The following is an 18,482-nucleotide window of genomic DNA, read 5'->3' as shown; positions in this document are numbered from 1 at the left end:
TAGTAAGCCACTTGCGCTAGGCACAAGTGGCTTATTGCTAACTGAAGTCAGACCCCTTACGCGCCCACAGCAACAGCACTGAGCGCGACTGCAACTGATAGCTGTTGACCGTTAAAGCTGGCGCATAACCTAGTTCAACGTAATCATCGGGGCTTGGTAATGATGTATCCACCACTCGGTACCAATGCGAATCCTCAACCTGCGGTAATTCAAACGTCAGCGGCTGATGGTAGGCATTAATGGCAAAATAAATGGTTTCATCAGAATGTGGTGCCTTCATTTTCAGGGCAATTGAACGTGAATGATCGGACCAATCTGGCTGATTCAAATCAGTGCCATGCCACTCTAAGTTGGCGCTACTCAACATCTCCGCCAACGATTGATGCAACTGCTGATTCAAACCAGCGTTGAGCAAACGTAACCGGATCATACTTTGAGTAAAGCGCAGTAAATCGGCATTTTTCTCGACATCATCCCAATTGAACCAGCTCAACTCATTGTCTTGGCAGTAGGCATTGTTGTTGCCTTGTTGCGAACGCGCCACTTCATCTCCCATATTAATCATTGGGGTGCCGAACGAGCACAACAGGACGGTGATGAAATTCTTCATCTGGCGCTGCCTTAACGCATTGATTTCGGCATCATCAGTAGGTCCTTCAACACCACAATTCCAACTGCTATTGTGATTGTCGCCATCGCGGTTACTCTCACCGTTGGCTTCATTGTGCTTGTCGTTGTAGCTCACTAAATCATGTAAGGTGAAGCCATCATGGGCAGTAATAAAGTTGATACTGCGGTGAGGCGATGAATTGTGGTGCAAATACACATCAGGACTACCGATCAAACGATTGGTCATCGCACTAATCTTGCCTTTGTCGCCTTTAACAAACGCGCGAACATCATCGCGATATTTACCATTCCACTCCTGCCAGCGATCACCAATGAAGTTGCCGACCTGATACAAGCCTGCAGCATCCCATGCTTCGGCAATAATTTTGGTTTGTGCCAAAACCGGATCGGTATCAATGGACCATAAAATCGGTGGGCTTGCCATCGGCATACCGGATTCATCACGCGACAGTACCGACGCCAAATCAAAGCGAAATCCGTCGACATGCATTTGCTGCACCCAGTAGCGTAACGAATGACGAATCATCCGCCGAACAACAGAGTGATTGGCGTTAAAAGTGTTGCCACAGCCACTGTAATTAGTGAATTGATCGTGCTGATCGAGAATGTAATAGGTGTCGTTGTCGAGCCCTTTAAAGCTTAGGATCGGACCATCTGCGCCCCCTTCGGCGGTATGGTTGTAGACCACATCCAAATAGACCTCGATGCCGGCTTTGTGCAGCGCGCGAACCATTTGCCGAAACTCGTTGACTGGGCCAAGCGGCGATTTGTCGACAGCATAATCAGAATGAGGCGCAAAGAAATTGATCGGGCTATAGCCCCAGTAGTTTGCAGGACTATTGGGCGGCACATCTTGCGGATCAAACTGGTGGATTGGCATCAGCTCAATGGCAGTGACCCCCAGTTCTTTCAAGTAAGGGATTTTGTCAATCACCCCGAGGTATGTGCCACGTCGCTCGGGTGCAACGCCAGAATTTGGATTGGCAGTAAAGCCTTTAACGTGCATTTCATAAATGACAGTTTCAGATAAAGGCCGAGCAATTGGGCTGGTCTCCTGCCAATCAAAGCCCTTATGGTCAACAACCGCTCCAAGGAAGCTGTGACCAACATTATCGACGCCATATTCTGTTGCCATGGCTCGGCAGTATTTTTCAGGTCGACAAACACTTTGGGCATAAGGGTCAAGCAGCACCTTACTGCCGTCGTAATACAGCCCCTTCTCCGGGACATAAGGGCCATACACTCGATAACCATAAAGTTGCCCTGGTTTGATTCCCTCAAGCCAGATGTGCCAGTAATGGCCGCTATGGTTGTATAAGTCAGTCAGCTCGATGGCTTCAGGATCGTCATCATCGACATGGTCAAACAGTAATAGTTCGACGGAAGTTGCTAGACGAGAAAAAAGACAAAAATTAACGCCACCATTGAGAAAGGAAGCTCCCAGCGGGTAAGTACGGCCTGCACCCAGAACTCGCTTCATAAATCCTGCTCTTTGAAAAATATAGTAGGGGTAATGATAGAAAAAACCCCGGGGAGTGCCCGGGGTTTTAATCATTAAAAGCCGATTTTTGTTCCTTTCGGTATCACCACGATACCACCTTCGGAGACATGGAATCGCTTACGATCCGACTCAGGGTCTTCACCAATCACTGTGCCAGGAGCAATCTGGACATCTTTATCGATGATGGCGCGACGAATACGGCATCCTTCACCGATGTCGTTGTTACCCATGATCACACACTTCTCAACGTATGAGTGGCTGTGAATGTGAACATTATGACCAATGATGCTGTTGTAAATAATCGCACCACTGATGATCGAACCTGCCGCTACCATCGACGAAATCGCTTGACCGGTACGGTTGGTTTCGTCGTGCACGAACTTGGCTGGCGGTACCGCTGGGTGATAACTGCGTAATGGCCAGAACTTGTTGTACAGGTTAATTGGCGGCTGAATCTGAATCAGGTCCATGTTGGCTTCAAAGTAGGCATCAATCGTACCTACATCACGCCAGTAACCGCGGGCGTAATCAGGCTCGCCACGAATCACGTTAGTAGAGAAGTCGTAGACATAGACTTTGCCCTGAGGGTAGAGCTTAGGAATGATGTCGTGGCCAAAATCGTGCTTCGAGTCGACTTGCTCAGCATCCTCTTCCAAGCTATTGACCAAGGTTTTTGCTTCAAAGACATAGTTGCCCATGGACGCCAAACACATGTCCGGGCGCCCAGGAATAGTCTTAGGATCTTCTTTTGGTTTTTCCTCGAAACCAATCATGCGACCGCTTTCGTCAATCTCGATAATGCCGAACTGGTCAGCCTCACTGATATGAACAGGAATGGCTGCAACGGTTAACACTGCTTCTTTGTTGTGATGGTAATTGATCATCTGGCGCACATCCATCTTGTAGATGTGGTCGCCACCAAAGATACAAACGTGCTCAGGGTCGAGGCCGCGAATCAAATGCAAGTTTTGATAAATAGCGTCTGCCGTACCCATGTACCAGTTTTTGCCGGTTTGCATCTGGGCAGGAATCGGGTCAATAAAACGATTCGTCAGGCCCGACACTTGCCAGGCTCGCGACATATGCTTCATCAACGAGTGCGACTTAAACTGAGTTAATACGAATATCTGAAGCAAATCCGAGTTCACGAAGTTGTTCAGTACAAAATCAATAATGCGGTAGTTACCCCCGAAAGGTACCGCCGGTTTCGCTCGAATTCCCGTCAATGGTGATAATCGAGTACCTTCACCCCCTGCCAAAATCATGGACAAAATTCCAGACATGACTTCTCCTTTTTGTTCAATCTAAGTCAAAAGCAAGACCGAGAAACCGGTCCCACAAGCAATTATTATGTGCTCCATTACGTTACAAACGAATTAATCTACCAATGTTAGTATGGATTTGTTTCGATTGCGCAGAAGCCAGCATTTTCAGCTGTTTGAAGCCTAGTTACCGAGTTATTATCCGTGCCCGATCGAAACCGCAAATTGATTTGAGGCAGGTTTAAAGTGTTAACCATATCACACTTTTTGATCTTCACAAGATAGAAGGTGATACCGATCACTAAACAACTCTCCAATCAGTTCAATTTAAAGCGGACCCGCAACGGACCGTGATCAGATGCATCAGAGGTTTCAGCAACAGCTGCTGAAACATTCAAGCCACGATAGAAAACGTGATCGATAGGACGACCAAAAAAACGAACCCTTACATCAGGCGTCCAAGTGACAGCCTTTAGATTCAATTCAGTTTGTAATTGTTTGACTGCATGGTGCCGCGATTCACTCCAGTTGTTAAAGTCTCCTGTAACAATAATGGGACCTGAGTGGAGATTTAATACACCGATGATGCCAATCAGTTGCGCCAAGTATTCTTCTGTGCCAACGGTGAAATTAATGGCATGCAAATTGACAAGCCACAGTAATTGCTCAGAAGGTAACCGGAAGGCTGACAACAGCGCCGTTTTGGGGAAGGGCAGCCACGGTTCTGGTGCCCACCAGCCGCATATATCGACCACCGGTATTCGCGATATGGTACTCACTCCTGCGGCGCCGTAATTGCCGTTTCGTAACATGTCAAAAGCGACGGCTTGGTAACGATACCAAGGCTTTAAAAAGTCAACGTTTTGCCATTGAGAATCAGCGACCACCTCTTGCAAAGCCATGACATCGGCGCTGGCAGCATAAGTACGCAGTTGTTGAACCAAATTAGTGCGACTTTGCTTGTAGACATTCCATACTAATAACTCAAATTCCTCAGGTAGCGTCTGTACGCTGTTGAATGCATGGTCATCAGCCTGCGCGACAAAATCACTCGCCATGCATTCACCAGCAACGGTGTCTCCGTTATTATCAAGTACTTGATTGCTATCGGGCAGTTGCCAAGGCCAACTTAACGCAGCCAGCAATAGCCACATCGTTGTGTTCATTGGGTTGCAATCTCCAAATCACAGCATTTGAAATTAGCCAGGTGATCAAAAGGTATGAAATCGTCGAGCATTATTCGCATCCCTCGAAACTGGAAGAGTAAAGCCAGTTACGCCTATGAAGCGGATTATCAATGTCGCATCGGCCAACAACTTGCCAGCCAGCAGCTGCTCAATCGGCCTGAAGCTGGCTTTCGCTTGATTAGTCGAGATGACGAAGCGCTCGCCATCCGCCTTGCCTTAATTGACCAAGCCGACCACAGCCTCGACTTGCAATACTACAAATGGCTCGATGACAGCAGCGGTTCATTGCTGATGTCACACGTCATCGCTGCTGCAGACCGGGGCGTCAGAGTTAGACTGCTTATTGATGATATTCACTTTGATGCTGATCTCAATGCTCAAGCGTTGGATCTGCACCCTAATATTGAAATTCGTCTGTTCAATCCATTTGAATCGCGACGCATGACACCGTTGACTCGTCCCCTCGAGTGGCTGCGCAATGATCGAGTCAACCATCGCATGCACAACAAACTGATTTTGGTTGATTCATTAGTGGCACTTTGTGGCGGTAGAAATATCTCTGACAATTACTTCGGTCTCTCCAGCCAAGTGACTTTTCGGGATTTAGACTTACTCGCCGTTGGCAACGTCATTTCAGCGATGCACACCGCATTTGATGACTTTTGGAACAGCCGCTGGGCCATTCCTGTTGGCTCATTGTTGAAGGTCAGTCTGCCTATTCGCCAACGTAAGCGCCTGCAAGTCATGCTGCGACGGTTCAAACGCTCACGTCGTTATGGCCACGTCGCTCGATTGCAAGAACTGGCCAAGTTGCAAGTACCGGCGATTACTGAGCAACTGACTTGGGCGAAAGCCGAAGTGCTCTATGACGCCCCTGACAAAGTGCAAACCGGGCGGCGTAAGCCTGCAGCCAGTGATGATCCGCTATTGTTGGCACTGCAACAAGTAACCGGCAACCTTTACTTGATGTCACCTTATTTAATACCCACGCCAGGTATGTTGGATTTATTGCGGCAATATCGCCAACGCAACGTCAAGGTGACAATTTTGACTAACTCATTGGCCAGCAATGATGTGCTGATTGCTCACGGCGGCTACATGGCCTATCGCGAGCAACTGCTGGCTCTCGGAGCAACCATTTATGAGTTGTCACCCTCAGCGCAATTCCAGCCTCCCGCACCATCGCGCTACAGCCTGCATAGCAAAACCCTGATATTCGATGACCGCAAAGTGTTTATCGGCACTCACAACGCCGACCCTCGTTCCATTCATTTAAATACCGAAATGGGTTTGCTGATTGATTGTGAAAAACTCACCGCCCAAGTATTGGCGGAATTTGCCAGTCATATCCAATCCGGCAATAGTTGGCGGGTCAGTCGTCGATTTGGTTACTTGTTTTGGCGCCGTTGTCGACGAGGCCAAACCGAACTCAAACGTCATGAGCCAGAGACCACACGCTGGCGCCGAATGATTGCGCGCTTGTTTAGTTGGTTACCGATTCACAAGCAGCTTTGAGCACTTCCAGTTGCCAGCGCCAATGATTTACTTCACATCATGCAAGAATAAATCTCAGAAAGGCTTAAGACTGCGGAAAAAATGTCGATAATAGCTCCACTTATAAGAGCCACTAAGGTTCAACTTCTGCTGTAAGGAATCGCGACATGAATGGCCTAGGACTGCGTGTAACCACAATTTGTGGCGTTGCCATAGCTCTCCCTTTGTTTTTGGCACTCGCTATGATCGACGGCATGTCTTGGGCTCATGGCCTGATACTGCTGTTGGTGCAAGTCATCTTAATGTGGTTAGCATTACAATGGGGGTTGGGGCAATGGTTGCTCTCACCACTGCGGCAACTGGCAGCAAGCAGCAAGTTAACCTCAGCGCCGAGTGATCCATTGCAACTGGTTCAGGCTCTGCAAGCTCAACAAATAAGTAGTTTTGAGCAGATCGCTGAGCAAGTACAAAACCTCAGCGAAACAGTCGAATTCAATGCCGAGAGTATGGCCGCTGCCAGTGATAATACTCTCACCGTAAATGGCCAACAGCAGCGCGAGCTATCAGCATTATCGGAAACATTGGAACAGTTGAATAGCAATGCCGCGGCAGTCGCAACCAATGCCACAGATGCGGCTAGCCAAACCACCAGCACACGTAAGTTTGCCGATGACGGCGCCGCCATTGTGATCAGCTCGATGGATACCGTCAATCAGCTTACCGAGCAAATTGATACCACCGCCAACAAAGTCGAAACCTTGCGCGACAACAGCGACAATATTAGTTCGGTGCTAACCGTCATTCGCTCCATTGCCGAACAAACCAACTTGTTGGCGCTCAACGCGGCCATTGAAGCGGCGCGAGCAGGAGAACAAGGACGGGGGTTCGCGGTCGTTGCCGACGAAGTTCGCTCACTGGCGCAAAAGACCCAACACTCGACAGAAGAAATTGAAACCATCATCAATGAGCTGCAAAAAGCATCCACTGAAGCCAACGCGGCGATGCAGGAAAGTCAGCAAGCAGCGCAGCAGACTATCGAAACGTCAGCCAAGGTGAGTGATGCGCTGGAGCATATTCGAGCCAATGTCACGGCCATCAGTGACATGAACAACCAAATTGCCGAACATGCCAATACTCAGCAACAGGTAGCGCAAACAGCGAGCAATCACGTCAGCTCGTTGCAGGCTTTGTCGGATAGTGTTTCCGGCAATATTCAGGTCGCTAGCGACAATGGTCAGCAGCTGGCAGGTGAAACCAATTCATTACGCCGCATTGTCGAGCAATTGCAGCAAGCCAACCGCTAAGGCTTGTTGGTGTAAACCGGCCCGGGAAACTGGGCCACTTTGTCTGACACCGGCTTGATGCTGGCACGGCCGCGATGTTCAACAGCATCAATACGCAATACGTTGTGCATCGGCAAGTAAGTGCGTTTGACGCCGTCAAACTCACTTTTCAAACGTTCTTCGGCGGTATCGACTAGCAGCTCCGATTGAGTATTCCAAACGAAGTCAGCGATTTCGATGAAGCCCCATAAGCTGCCTTGCACCACCTCACGAACAAACAGTTGGTACTGCTCACCGTTGACGACAAATTGAACGCGGTACAAAGGCGTTGATTCAGACATGGCTTCCTCCAAAAGTTGGCCGCCATTCTAATCTCTGATCCGCTTGCCAACAAGCACCACCAAGTTTCGCTATTCTTGCTTACAATTGTTTACAGTAATTGTTATGCAAACCCTAACGACTTCAGGCATTTTTTTAATCTTGTCTGGTAGACTCGCGAGCCATTAATACCGCTCTATTGCCTAACTCGGTCAACAGGGTGGGTATCAGACTAATGTTTTTGTTGAGGTAGAAATGGAAACCTTATCGGCCGCGGCCATGCTGTTTCTGATCATGGATCCGTTGGGCAATTTGCCTGTGTTCATGTCGATTCTGAAGCAGGTTGAACCCAAGCGGCGCCGCATCGTGCTGCTGCGCGAACTGCTCATCGCACTCGCCATCATGTTGGTATTTTTGTACACCGGTTCGGCGATCTTGTCTTTTTTACATTTAAAACAAGAAGCGGTCAGTATTGCCGGCGGCATCATTTTGTTTTTGATTGCGATTCGAATGATCTTCCCACAGCCCGGTGGTGTCATTGGCCTTGCCGCCGGTGAAGAGCCTTTGATCGTGCCAATGGCGATTCCATTAGTAGCCGGACCATCGATATTGGCAGCGTTGTTGCTGCTTGCAAATCAAGAACCGAGCAGAATGGTTGACTGGACGCTGGCGCTGTTTGCGGCGTGGGTGCCAACAACCTTGATTTTGTTGTTCTCGCAGAACTTTCATAAATGGCTTGGCGAGCGCGGTTTGACTGCGATGGAAAAACTAATGGGAATGATTCTAGTGATGCTCAGTGTACAAATGTTCCTCGACGGCATTGCTGATTACCTCGAAGCGAGTATGCACTGATGAGTAAAGTGCGCCTTTATCAAGCGGCCAACAGTATCGAAGCCAACTTGCTAAGTGGTTTGTTAAGCCACTGCGGTATTGCCGCCGAGTTGCGTGGTGAAGCACTGGGCGGCGCCATCGGCGAACTGCCAGCAGATCTTCTACAAATTGAAATTTGGGTCGACGAACAACAGTTGCCAGAGGCCAAGCAACAACTCGAGCAGTGGCAACAACAATCATCACAAGGTAATTGGCAATGTAGCCAATGCCAGGAACAGAATCCTGCTAGCTTCGATCAATGCTGGCAGTGCGGACATATCGCAAACCGGAGCGAGTAATTGATGGCATTTAATGATCAGCTAAGAGAACTTCAAAGTTGGCAACAAGCCGCTTATTGCGCGGCAATCGCTGAGCGCATGCTGCCCAACTTTCAGCTCTTCGCAGAGGCAAACGATAGTGAAGCGGGGCGCAAAGCCAGAGCAATTCTTGATACCGTTTGGGAACACTTAACCGTGGCGGGGAGCCGCATCGACTTTGTTAAGCAAGCGGAAAAGCTACAAGAGCTAATGCCAGATCCGAGCATTGACGACAGCTTAGGTTGTTTTCTAGGCCTTGATGCGGCTTTGGCCGTTGATCACTGCTTGCAATTGTTGATTCAAAAAGATGCGGAGCAAGTGGTTAGTATCAGTCGGTTGTCTCGAGCGAGTGTCGCTCGTTTCATCGAAGCCACCAGTGAGTTAGACCAAAACGAAAAGCTCAGTAGCCATCCGCTGATGGTGTTCGAGCACGATAGCCAAGATGAAATCCTTACCCATGTAGAGAATAAAGCGAAGCTCGACTATCAACACAACAAACAACTGCGACAACTGATCCGAGAGCAGGGTGTCAGCAGTATTGGTATTGAGCGTTAAGACTCAAGCGAAAGCAAACACAAACAAAACAATAAAATACATCGACTACCATAGACAGGATACTCACTCATGAAACGCATTGTCGTTGCGCTCATCATTATTGCCGTAGCTGGCGCTGTGTACTGGCGTTACCAGCAAAACGCGCAAGTCGAAAAACGTCAACGTCCCGCGGCATCGGTTGTCGTCGCACCGTTGACGCCGATGATTATGGAAGACCGCTTTGAAGCACTGGGCACGTTGCAAGCAAACAGCAATATTGAAGTCACGGCGAACACCACCGACAAAGTCGTTGAAGTTCGCTTTACCGATGGCCAACAGGTCAAACAAGGACAAGTTTTGGTGCGCTTGCAAAGTGGTGAGCAGCAAGCGCAACTACAAGCTGCCAAAGTCTACTTGGCAGAGCAACAGCGTGAATACAAGCGAATTGAAGACTTGGTCCGACAGCGCACCGTAGCCAGTTCTGAACTCGACCGGCTGCAGTCGCTCATTGATGTGGGTGAAGCCCGAGTTGCCGAAGCGCAATCAAATCTCGATGATCGCATCATTACTGCGCCCTTTGCCGGTCAACTCGGTTTCCGTCAGGTGAGTAATGGTGCTCTGGTCACTCCGGGTACCGTCATTACCACGCTCGATGACATCAACGTATTAAAACTCGATTTTCAAATCCCTGAGCGATTTCTGACTGCAGTACAGCCAAGTACCACCATCGCAGCAACAAGCGCTGCCTACCCAGAACGAGTATTTGAAGGTCAAGTCAGCAGCCTCGCAACTCGCATTGATCCGGTAACTCGTGCCATCAGCGTACGAGCATTGATTGACAATAAAGACAATGCATTGCGCCCAGGCATGCTGTTAAGAGTTCAAGTCATTCGCGCTCGCAATGAAGTGGTCGCACTGCCGGAACAGGCACTACTGATGTTGCAAGACAACCACTTTGTCTACGTGGTCGATGACAGCAACACCGTCAGCCAAAAACAAGTGCAAATCGGCATGCGTCAAGATGGCATGGTCGAGATCACTAGCGGTATTGAAACCGATGAAAATGTTGTTATCGAGGGTCGACTGAAGGTTCGTATCGGCTCGAAAGTAATGATTCAAAATGAGGACTGGCGTGAGGATGCGTCATGATTCTGACTGATCTATCAGTAAAACGACCAGTTTTTGCCTCGGTCATCAGCTTGCTGCTGCTGGCCTTTGGCTTAGTGTCGTTCGACAAATTACCGTTGCGCGAATACCCCGATATTGACGCTCCCGTGGTATCCATTAGTACCGATTATCGAGGGGCATCCGCGTCAGTTGTAGAAAGCCGTATCACTAAGCGAATCGAGGATCGCATTGCTGGCGTGGAGGGTATTCGCAATATTATTTCAAGTAGTGAAGACGGTCGCTCTCGTATCACTATTGAATTTGATATCTCGCGCGATATTGATGCTGCAGCCAACGATATTCGCGAACGCGTTTCGCGCATTCTTGATAACTTGCCGGATGAGGCCGATCCACCCGAAGTGACCAAAGCTGGTGCTGATGATGACACCATCATGTGGCTCAACCTGACCTCTGATCGGATGAACTTGATGGAGCTCACCGACTATGCCAGACGATACCTTGAAGACAGGTTCAGTGTCATCAACGGCGTTGCTCGAGTCCGCATCGGTGGCGGATTAGACTATTCATTGCGCATTTGGCTTGATCGCGAAGCCTTGGCGGCACGCGATTTGACCGTCAACGACATTGAAGCGGCGTTGCGACGGGAAAATGTCGAATTACCCGCCGGTAACATCGAATCGGACAACATGATGTTTACGGTTCGAATTCAACGGGCTTACGATACCGCCGAAGGCTTTTCCAACCTTGTTATTAAACGCGGCGACAACGATTACCTCGTCAGAATGCGAGATGTTGCTCGGGTTGAAATTGGCCCCTCTGAGCAGCGCAAATCATTTCGTGGCAATGGCGTGCCAATGGTTGGCTTGGGTATTACCAAGCAATCCACAGCCAACACGTTGGAAGTCGCGATCGCTGTTCGCAAGCTCGCGATTGAGGTCAACGAGCAGTTACCTGAGGGCATGGAGCTGATCAACAGTTACGACTCCTCAGTATTCATCGAGCGTTCCATCGACGAGGTGTATCAAACCCTATTCATTGCCATGGGTTTGGTGATCTTGGTGATCCTGCTATTCCTTGGCAACATGCGCGCGATGCTAATTCCTGCATTGACCGTGCCCGTGTCGCTGATGGGCACGTTCATCATCCTATATCTGCTCGGTTTCACCATTAATCTACTGACTTTGCTGGCAATGATTCTGGCCATCGGCATGGTGGTAGATGATGCCATCGTGATGTTAGAAAACATTCATCGACGGATCGAATCTGGCGAGTCCCCGTTAGTCGCCGCCTACCTTGGCGCTCGCCAAGTATCATTTGCTGTAGTAGCAACCACTTTGGTATTGATTGCTGTATTCCTGCCAATTACCTTCCTCGAAGGTGACATCGGTAAGCTATTTACTGAGTTTGCCGTGGCAATGTCAGCGGCAGTGGGTTTCTCCAGCTTAGTGGCATTGAGCTTGTCGCCAATGATGTGCTCTAAGCTCCTCAAACCTCATGAGCAACCAAGTTGGCTAACCCGCAAAATGGATGTTGGTCTCGACAAAGTTCGCCGCGCTTATCAACAAAGCCTGCGCAACCGCATTGGTAAGCCGTGGATTACGTTTGCCATCATCATTGCCGCCATCGGCGCTGTAACCTTGCTGTTCAAACATGTACCGGAAGAATTTACCCCGCGAGAAGATCGTGGCGCTTTCTTTATCATTGTTAGCGCTCATGAAGGCGCAACCTATGAGTACAGCAAGAACTACATGGACGAAATTGAGCGCCGGTTGATGCCAATGGCGGAACGCGGTGACGTCAAACGTTTGCTCATCCGCACCCCTCGTTCATTTGGCAGCACCTCCAACTTTTCCGGCGGCTTTGCCATCTTGGTTCTCAATGACTGGGAAAATAGACCAAGTGCCTGGCAGTTGATGGGCGAAGTGAATCAGAAAATTGGTGATTTGGCCGGTGTCCGCGCTTTCCCCATTATGCGTCAAGCTCTGGGCGGAGGTGTCGGCAAACCGGTGCAATTTGTCCTCGGTGGTAGCGATTACGAAGAGCTTGCTCGTTGGCGAGATATTATGATCCGCGAAGCGAGTAAGAACCCTAACTTGGTTGGTCTTGATCATGACTTTAAAGAAACCAAGCCACAGCTGCGCGTGGTTGTAGATACCGAGCGAGCGGGTGATTTAGGGGTTTCGGTCTCTGAAATCGGTCGCACCCTTGAGACCATGCAAGGCTCTCGCGTTGTCACCACCTTCATGATGCGCGGCGAAGAATATGACGTCATTCTTGAAGGTGAGCGCGATCGACAAAACTCTGCGACAGACATGACCAACATGTATGTCCGTAGTGCCAACACTGGCGAGCTAATCCCACTTTCTAACTTAGTGACAGTCGAAGAATTTGCCGATGCGACATCGTTGAATCGCTACAACCGGATGCGAGCCATCACCCTGGAAGCAAACTTGGCAGACGGATACACCTTGGGCGAAGCATTAAATTACCTTAATGACATCGCCCATACCTATCTGCCAGCCGACGCCATGATTAGCTACAAAGGGCAATCGCAAGATTATCAGGAATCTGGCGGCTCAATTTACTTTGTCTTTACCATGGCACTTCTGGTGGTGTTCTTGGTATTGGCGGCGCAGTTTGAAAGTTACATTCACCCACTGGTGATCATGCTTACCGTGCCACTGGCGATTTTTGGTGCCTTGCTTGGGCTCTACTTATTCGGCCAATCGCTCAACATCTACAGCCAGATTGGCATTATCATGTTGATTGGCTTGGCCGCCAAAAATGGTATTTTAATCGTTGAATTTACCAACCAATTGCGCGACCAAGGAATGGCGTTTGAGGATGCCATTATCGAAGCAGCGGGACAGCGCTTGCGGCCAATTTTAATGACCGCAGTGACCACCGCACTGGGCGCCTTACCATTGGTAGTTAGCTCCGGAGCAGGCAGTGAAACCCGCATTGTAATTGGCGTGGTGGTATTAACAGGTATTGTCGTTGCCACCGCATTCACCCTAACTATTGTGCCATCGGTGTACGCTTTGTTGGCCCGCGGTAGCGGCTCACCAGACGATGTCAGTCATGAGCTTGACCGACAGTTGGCGGCGATGGAAGCAAGCAACACTCAATCGCAAGATTCGACCAAATAAAGGCGGGCGTGGGCTTGCCCCGCCACCTTCTCGCGCCATAGCTGCCAGTTAGCTGGCAGTTGTGGCACCGCTAGACCGGCCTCAGTTTCGCAATAGACCCAAGCTTGTTCTGCTAACCACGGGCTCAGCAGTGTCAACGTCGGCGCCAGCAACTCCCGCTGAAATGGCGGGTCAATAAACACCAAGTTGAATGCTGTCGTTGGTGGTTGCTGTAAAAATGCCAATACATCGGTCTGCACGACGTGAGCGGAAGCCTGCAAGGTTTGCGCATTAGCTTTTAGTTGCTCGGCGGCAGCGCGATCTTTTTCAACAGCGACTAACGAGTCGGCATAGCGCGATAGCGCCTCAAATCCAAGGCCTCCTGCCCCTGCATATAAATCAAGCACCCGGGCGCCATCGATTTGCCCTTGCAGCCAATTGAACAAGGTCTCTTTCTGCCTGTCAGTGGTAGGCCGCAAACCCTGTAAGTCATGCACCGGCAACTTCCGACCTCGCCATTGTCCAGCAATAATTCGTATTTGCCCTGCGTTGGTAGGGGTTTTATTGGTTCGGCTGTTCTTTTTCCGCATCAGTTGTGGTGACTCTCAATTATTGCTGTAACAAGGCACTAGCTTTCGCAGGATGAAAAAAGCGCCAGAAGCAGGTAACATCCGCATCACATAAGTAATATTTGCGTCGGCTTTGATTGCACTCCTGCAGCTAGGCGGATGTATTCTACCAGTTTTTCTTAACCCTCACCGTCATCACACGGAATCATGGGGTGGGTTCATTTAACATGGCAAAATCAAAGAACAAAGGTTTGTTTTCCTGGTTCCGCAAGGATAAAACCGAAACCTCTGAAACAGTTGAAAACGACCAACCAACGGCAGAATCGGCGGAAGCCGAAGCTGAACCACAAACCACAGCGGAGCCTGCTGAAGCACCAGCGCCTGTGGCGGAGCCAGAGCCAGAGCCAGAGCCAGAGCCAGAGCCAGAGCCAGAGCCAGAGCCAGAGCCAGAGCCAGAGCCAGAGCCAGAGCCAGAAAAGCTTGGGTTCTTCGCTCGCTTAAAGCAAGGATTAAAGAAGACTAAATCCAATATTGGTAGCGGCTTCTTCAGCCTTTTCGCTGGCAAGAAGATTGATGACGACCTCTATGAGGAGTTAGAAACTCAGTTGCTGATGGCCGATGTTGGCATCGACACCACAACCAAGATCATCGATCACCTCACTCAACACGCGGATCGCAAGCAGTTGACTGACGGTGAGGCTTTGTACGGTGTGTTGAAGCAGCAGATGGCCGATTTGCTGGCGCCAGTTGACCAACCGCTACAAACGACTGCCGACGGCCCTTTTGTGTTGCTCATGGTCGGCGTCAATGGTGTCGGTAAAACCACCACCATTGGTAAACTGGCCAAACAATTCCAGCGCGAGGGCAAAAGCGTGATGTTGGCGGCGGGTGATACATTCCGCGCCGCAGCGGTAGAGCAACTGCAAGTATGGGGTGAACGTAACAACGTGCCGGTAGTTGCGCAGCACACCGGCGCTGATAGTGCTTCGGTGATTTACGATGCCTTGCAATCGGCCAAATCGCGCAATGTCGATGTGCTGATTGCCGATACAGCGGGCCGTTTGCAAAACAAAGCGCACTTGATGGAAGAACTGAAGAAAATTGTTCGCGTGCTGCAGAAGCTTGATGCCAACACCCCGCATGAAGTGATGCTGACATTGGATGCCGGCACTGGCCAAAACGCACTATCACAGGCTCAGTTGTTTAATGATGCCATCGGCCTAACTGGTATTACCTTGAGCAAACTGGATGGCACTGCGAAAGGTGGTGTGATCTTCGCCATTGCCGACAAGTTCAATATTCCGATACGCTACATTGGCGTCGGTGAAGGAATTGATGATTTGCGACCATTTGCAGCCAAAGAATTTGTTGATGCACTATTCAGTCAGGACGAACAAGATAACGCCTAATGATTCGCTTTGATAACGTTGATAAGGTTTACAGTTCAGGTCACCATGCTCTGAAGAATGTCAGTTTTCACTTAAAAAAGGGTGAAATGGCATTTCTTACCGGTCATTCCGGTGCAGGCAAAAGTACCTTGCTGAAGCTCATTGCCCTACTTGAGCGACCAAGTCACGGCAATGTCTTTATCAACGGTCATAGCTTGAACACTGTCACTCGCCGCAACATTCCGCTGGTGCGACGAGACATTGGCATTATCTTTCAGGATCACCGACTACTTACAGACCGGCCGGTATTTGACAATGTCGCGTTGCCGCTAGTTATTGAAGGCTACCCCCATCAAGAAATCCGTAAACGCGTCGCTGCCGCCTTAGATAAGGTGGGATTGCTTGATAAGGAGCGACTACTGCCCAGTATGCTCTCAGGGGGCGAGCAGCAACGGGTCGGCATTGCCCGCGCGGTAGTCAACAAGCCGCCAATTATCCTGGCTGACGAACCAACCGGTAATCTTGATCCAGCGCTGTCGATGGAAATTCTTCGATTGTTTGAAGAGTTTAATCGCGTTGATGTCGCGGTTCTGATTGCAACCCACGATTTGGGGCTGATCGCCCGCATGCGCTACCGCACGCTAACACTGCGCGACGGCCACATGATTAATGATGGGCTTATCGCGGAGCATCAATTATGAGTTTGCTATTCGAGCGCCGCGGCGGTGCAACCGATCGTAAACTATCAATAGGCCAACGCGTTGCGAGTTGGTGGATCAGCCACATGCGCCAAGCCACTGCCAGCCTGGGCGATTTATGGCGCACCCCAGGACCATCTTTGATGACCATGCTAGTGCTTGGTTTTAGCTTGTCATTGCCTGCCGCTTTTTACTTAGTCAGTAAGAACGGCGCGCAAGTCGCAGCAAAATGGGATAATCCGGCACAAATATCTGTGTTCTTAAAGAAGAACATCGACATCAATCATGTTGATCAGCTGGTTGCCGAATTAGTCAACTGGCCAACCATCAATCGTGTCGATTGGTACAGCAAAGACGATGCCCTCATTGAGTTTAAAGAAACCTCAGGGTTCGGCAATGCGTTAAATTACCTTGATAGCAACCCGCTACCCGATGTTTTGGTGGTGGAACCAGCAGCAGCGCAACAAACCGCATCGGCAGCAGAAGCACTCGCTAATGAATTGCGACAGCTGGATGCAGTTGCCATGGTGAAACTAGATATAGAATGGCTTGAACGGCTCAATGCGATGGTTTCCGTAGTGGAAGATACCCTCATCGCGCTCGCTGCGCTGCTGTGTTTTTCTGTTGTTCTGGTCATTGGCAATACCATTCGGCTTTCCATTGTTAGCCGCAAAACTGAGATTGAAGTCATGAAATTGGTCGGCGCCACCGACCAATTCATTCAGCGTCCCTTTCTCTACGCTGGCGTTTGGTATGGCGTGTTTGGCGCGTTTTTGTCATGGATTGTTACAACTCTCCTGCTTTGGTGGCTCGAGAGTGCCATCAATACCCTCACCCAACTGTACGACTACCCAATTGTCCTCGAAGGACTGCAACCAAACGAGAGTCTGTTGTTAGTGATCATCGCTTCAGGCATGGGTTTGCTGGGATCTTGGCTATCGGTGCAGCAGCACATTCGCGCTATCGAACCAACCTCATAGTGGCACCGCAAGCTGTATAAACAATCGCCCGTCAAGCCGCGCCACCACACAGCTTTAGCGACAAATGGAACCTTACGTTGCAAATTCGGTCCCAGTTAGGTATAGATCGTTTTTAGCACTCTCGGCGTATGAGTGCTAAAGTTAGTCCTAATTCGATTCGACGAGGTCAATCAGCAAATGAGCATTTCTTCTTCAATGGCACTGACTGTTCCACAAGGTGGCTTGGATGGTTACATTCAATCCGTCAACAGCATGCCTATGCTCACCGCCGAAGAGGAGCGGGAGCTCGCCCATGAGTTACAGGAAACTGGCTCGTTGGAAGCGGCACGTTCGCTAGTCATGTCGCACTTGCGTTTTGTTGTCCATGTTGCCCGTGGCTACTCTGGCTATGGCTTACCGCAAGCTGATTTAGTGCAAGAAGGCACTGTTGGGCTCATGAAAGCTGTCAAACGCTTCGACCCAACTGTCGGTGTACGTTTGGTAAGTTTCGCTGTGCACTGGATTAAAGCTGAGATCCACGAGTACGTATTGCGTAATTGGCGCATCGTCAAAGTGGCGACCACCAAAGCGCAACGCAAGCTTTTCTTCAATCTACGCAAGAACAAGAAGCGCCTTGGCTGGTTCAGCCAAGACGAAATACAAACCGTTGCCAATGAACTTGGGGTTAGTACCAAGGAAGTGGTCGAAATGGAATCTCGTATGAGTTCTCACGACCAATCATTTGACTTGGCCAATGACGAAGATGATAGCGCCACAGGTTCGTATGCGCCGGTGCTGTATTTAGAAGATAAGTCATCCGATGTTGCTCAGCATGTAGAAACTAGCAACTGGGAACAACATGCCTACGGCGCGCTGACCGAAGCCATGCAATCGTTGGATGAGCGCAGCCAAGACATCGTTCGCTCTCGCTGGCTCGATGAAGACAACAAGGTCACACTGCAAGAATTGGCCGACAAATATCAGGTATCAGCCGAGCGCGTGCGGCAATTAGAAAAGAACGCGATGAAAAAGCTCAAAGCCGCTATGGCAGCTTAAATCATTTGCTTCGAACACAAAAAAGGCGCTTAACGCGCCTTTTTTTATTGTCATGTCCCGTCCTGAAATAGGTTTACACGTTGGAGACCTATGATGGAAAAGCGAATTGCTTCAAAAAGAAAGCGCACTCAGCGCGACTATACATTGGGCTTTAAATTAG

At 49.6% G+C, this 18,482-nt stretch carries 16 protein-coding genes; 11 read left to right on the top strand and 5 right to left on the bottom strand.

What is annotated here, in order from left to right; translation table 11 throughout:
- Window positions 1-37 precede the first annotated feature (37 nt).
- The 3 genes from glgX to CBE68_RS15605 all read right to left on the bottom strand — a co-directional run bounded on the left by glgX (window position 38) and on the right by CBE68_RS15605 (window position 4,559).
- Window positions 38-2,110: a glycogen debranching protein GlgX gene (gene glgX / locus CBE68_RS15615; protein ID WP_087507033.1), complete on the bottom strand. Its 2,073-nt coding sequence runs from the start codon at window positions 2,108-2,110 to the stop codon at window positions 38-40.
- A gap of 74 nt (window positions 2,111-2,184) precedes the next feature.
- A complete protein-coding gene (gene glgC / locus CBE68_RS15610) occupies window positions 2,185-3,414 on the bottom strand; it encodes a glucose-1-phosphate adenylyltransferase (protein ID WP_087507032.1) in 1,230 nt (409 codons plus the stop codon).
- Between the two features lie 296 nt (window positions 3,415-3,710).
- The gene (locus CBE68_RS15605) at window positions 3,711-4,559 is read right to left on the bottom strand and encodes an endonuclease/exonuclease/phosphatase family protein (RefSeq protein ID WP_087507031.1); all 849 of its coding nucleotides are present in this window, start codon (window positions 4,557-4,559) and stop codon (window positions 3,711-3,713) included.
- Between the two features lie 54 nt (window positions 4,560-4,613).
- Here CBE68_RS15605 and CBE68_RS15600 point away from each other — a divergent pair, with 54 nt between their 5' ends.
- Window positions 4,614-6,095: a phospholipase D family protein gene (locus tag CBE68_RS15600; RefSeq protein WP_087507030.1), complete on the top strand. Its 1,482-nt coding sequence runs from the start codon at window positions 4,614-4,616 to the stop codon at window positions 6,093-6,095.
- A 146-nt stretch (window positions 6,096-6,241) separates the two neighbouring features.
- On the top strand, window positions 6,242-7,378 hold the full coding sequence (locus CBE68_RS15595; protein WP_087507029.1) for a methyl-accepting chemotaxis protein: 1,137 nt from the start codon (window positions 6,242-6,244) through the stop codon (window positions 7,376-7,378).
- Here CBE68_RS15595 and CBE68_RS15590 read toward each other — a convergent pair.
- Window positions 7,375-7,698, bottom strand: a complete 324-nt coding sequence (locus tag CBE68_RS15590) for a DUF1820 family protein (protein ID WP_087507028.1) — start codon at window positions 7,696-7,698, stop codon at window positions 7,375-7,377. The genes CBE68_RS15595 and CBE68_RS15590 overlap by 4 nt on opposite strands.
- Window positions 7,699-7,930: 232 nt before the next feature.
- Here CBE68_RS15590 and CBE68_RS15585 point away from each other — a divergent pair, with 232 nt between their 5' ends.
- The 5 genes from CBE68_RS15585 to CBE68_RS15565 all read left to right on the top strand — a co-directional run bounded on the left by CBE68_RS15585 (window position 7,931) and on the right by CBE68_RS15565 (window position 13,673).
- Entirely contained in the window at window positions 7,931-8,527 is a 597-nt protein-coding gene (locus tag CBE68_RS15585; protein ID WP_087507027.1) for a YhgN family NAAT transporter, read from the top strand.
- A complete protein-coding gene (locus tag CBE68_RS15580; RefSeq protein ID WP_087507026.1) occupies window positions 8,527-8,844 on the top strand; it encodes a putative signal transducing protein in 318 nt (105 codons plus the stop codon). The genes CBE68_RS15585 and CBE68_RS15580 overlap by 1 nt, the downstream gene beginning before the upstream one ends.
- Window positions 8,845-8,847: 3 nt before the next feature.
- Window positions 8,848-9,417, top strand: a complete 570-nt coding sequence (locus CBE68_RS15575) for a YjaG family protein (protein ID WP_143824592.1) — start codon at window positions 8,848-8,850, stop codon at window positions 9,415-9,417.
- 69 nt (window positions 9,418-9,486) lie between these two features.
- Complete coding sequence (locus CBE68_RS15570; protein ID WP_087507024.1) at window positions 9,487-10,545, top strand: efflux RND transporter periplasmic adaptor subunit; 1,059 nt, start codon at window positions 9,487-9,489, stop codon at window positions 10,543-10,545.
- Window positions 10,542-13,673: an efflux RND transporter permease subunit gene (locus CBE68_RS15565; protein WP_087507023.1), complete on the top strand. Its 3,132-nt coding sequence runs from the start codon at window positions 10,542-10,544 to the stop codon at window positions 13,671-13,673. Before CBE68_RS15570 ends, CBE68_RS15565 begins: the two co-directional genes overlap by 4 nt.
- Here CBE68_RS15565 and rsmD read toward each other — a convergent pair.
- Window positions 13,649-14,149, bottom strand: a complete 501-nt coding sequence (gene rsmD, locus CBE68_RS15560) for a 16S rRNA (guanine(966)-N(2))-methyltransferase RsmD (protein ID WP_371870517.1) — start codon at window positions 14,147-14,149, stop codon at window positions 13,649-13,651. The two genes, CBE68_RS15565 and rsmD, sit on opposite strands and share 25 nt — an antisense overlap.
- Window positions 14,150-14,448: 299 nt before the next feature.
- On the opposite strand from rsmD, the gene ftsY reads away from it, so the two are divergent.
- The 4 genes from ftsY (at window position 14,449) to rpoH (ending at window position 18,322) form a co-directional block, all read left to right on the top strand.
- Entirely contained in the window at window positions 14,449-15,630 is a 1,182-nt protein-coding gene (gene ftsY / locus CBE68_RS15555; protein ID WP_087507080.1) for a signal recognition particle-docking protein FtsY, read from the top strand.
- Window positions 15,630-16,310, top strand: a complete 681-nt coding sequence (ftsE, locus tag CBE68_RS15550; protein ID WP_087507021.1) for a cell division ATP-binding protein FtsE — start codon at window positions 15,630-15,632, stop codon at window positions 16,308-16,310. Before ftsY ends, ftsE begins: the two co-directional genes overlap by 1 nt.
- On the top strand, window positions 16,307-17,287 hold the full coding sequence (gene ftsX / locus CBE68_RS15545; protein ID WP_087507020.1) for a permease-like cell division protein FtsX: 981 nt from the start codon (window positions 16,307-16,309) through the stop codon (window positions 17,285-17,287). Before ftsE ends, ftsX begins: the two co-directional genes overlap by 4 nt.
- Window positions 17,288-17,464: 177 nt before the next feature.
- Window positions 17,465-18,322: an RNA polymerase sigma factor RpoH gene (gene rpoH, locus CBE68_RS15540; protein WP_229744782.1), complete on the top strand. Its 858-nt coding sequence runs from the start codon at window positions 17,465-17,467 to the stop codon at window positions 18,320-18,322.
- Window positions 18,323-18,482: the final 160 nt, after the last annotated feature.

This window comes from Neiella marina (assembly GCF_002165625.1).
Taxonomy (GTDB): Bacteria; Pseudomonadota; Gammaproteobacteria; order Enterobacterales; family Neiellaceae; genus Neiella; species Neiella marina.
Note: the sequence above shows the minus strand (reverse complement) of the source record. Positions and strands in the feature narration are given on the sequence as shown.

Bases quoted from the DNA above. Each gene is read 5' to 3' on its own strand.
- glgX (WP_087507033.1), bottom strand. From the start codon at position 2,110: ATGAAGCGAGTTCTGGGTGCAGGCCGTACTTACCCGCTGGGAGCTTCC.
- glgC (WP_087507032.1), bottom strand. From the start codon at position 3,414: ATGTCTGGAATTTTGTCCATGATTTTGGCAGGGGGTGAAGGTACTCGA.
- CBE68_RS15605 (WP_087507031.1), bottom strand. From the start codon at position 4,559: ATGAACACAACGATGTGGCTATTGCTGGCTGCGTTAAGTTGGCCTTGG.
- CBE68_RS15600 (WP_087507030.1), top strand. From the start codon at position 4,614: ATGAAATCGTCGAGCATTATTCGCATCCCTCGAAACTGGAAGAGTAAA.
- CBE68_RS15595 (WP_087507029.1), top strand. From the start codon at position 6,242: ATGAATGGCCTAGGACTGCGTGTAACCACAATTTGTGGCGTTGCCATA.
- CBE68_RS15590 (WP_087507028.1), bottom strand. From the start codon at position 7,698: ATGTCTGAATCAACGCCTTTGTACCGCGTTCAATTTGTCGTCAACGGT.
- CBE68_RS15585 (WP_087507027.1), top strand. From the start codon at position 7,931: ATGGAAACCTTATCGGCCGCGGCCATGCTGTTTCTGATCATGGATCCG.
- CBE68_RS15580 (WP_087507026.1), top strand. From the start codon at position 8,527: ATGAGTAAAGTGCGCCTTTATCAAGCGGCCAACAGTATCGAAGCCAAC.
- CBE68_RS15575 (WP_143824592.1), top strand. From the start codon at position 8,848: ATGGCATTTAATGATCAGCTAAGAGAACTTCAAAGTTGGCAACAAGCC.
- CBE68_RS15570 (WP_087507024.1), top strand. From the start codon at position 9,487: ATGAAACGCATTGTCGTTGCGCTCATCATTATTGCCGTAGCTGGCGCT.
- CBE68_RS15565 (WP_087507023.1), top strand. From the start codon at position 10,542: ATGATTCTGACTGATCTATCAGTAAAACGACCAGTTTTTGCCTCGGTC.
- ftsY (WP_087507080.1), top strand. From the start codon at position 14,449: ATGGCAAAATCAAAGAACAAAGGTTTGTTTTCCTGGTTCCGCAAGGAT.
- ftsE (WP_087507021.1), top strand. From the start codon at position 15,630: ATGATTCGCTTTGATAACGTTGATAAGGTTTACAGTTCAGGTCACCAT.
- ftsX (WP_087507020.1), top strand. From the start codon at position 16,307: ATGAGTTTGCTATTCGAGCGCCGCGGCGGTGCAACCGATCGTAAACTA.
- rpoH (WP_229744782.1), top strand. From the start codon at position 17,465: ATGAGCATTTCTTCTTCAATGGCACTGACTGTTCCACAAGGTGGCTTG.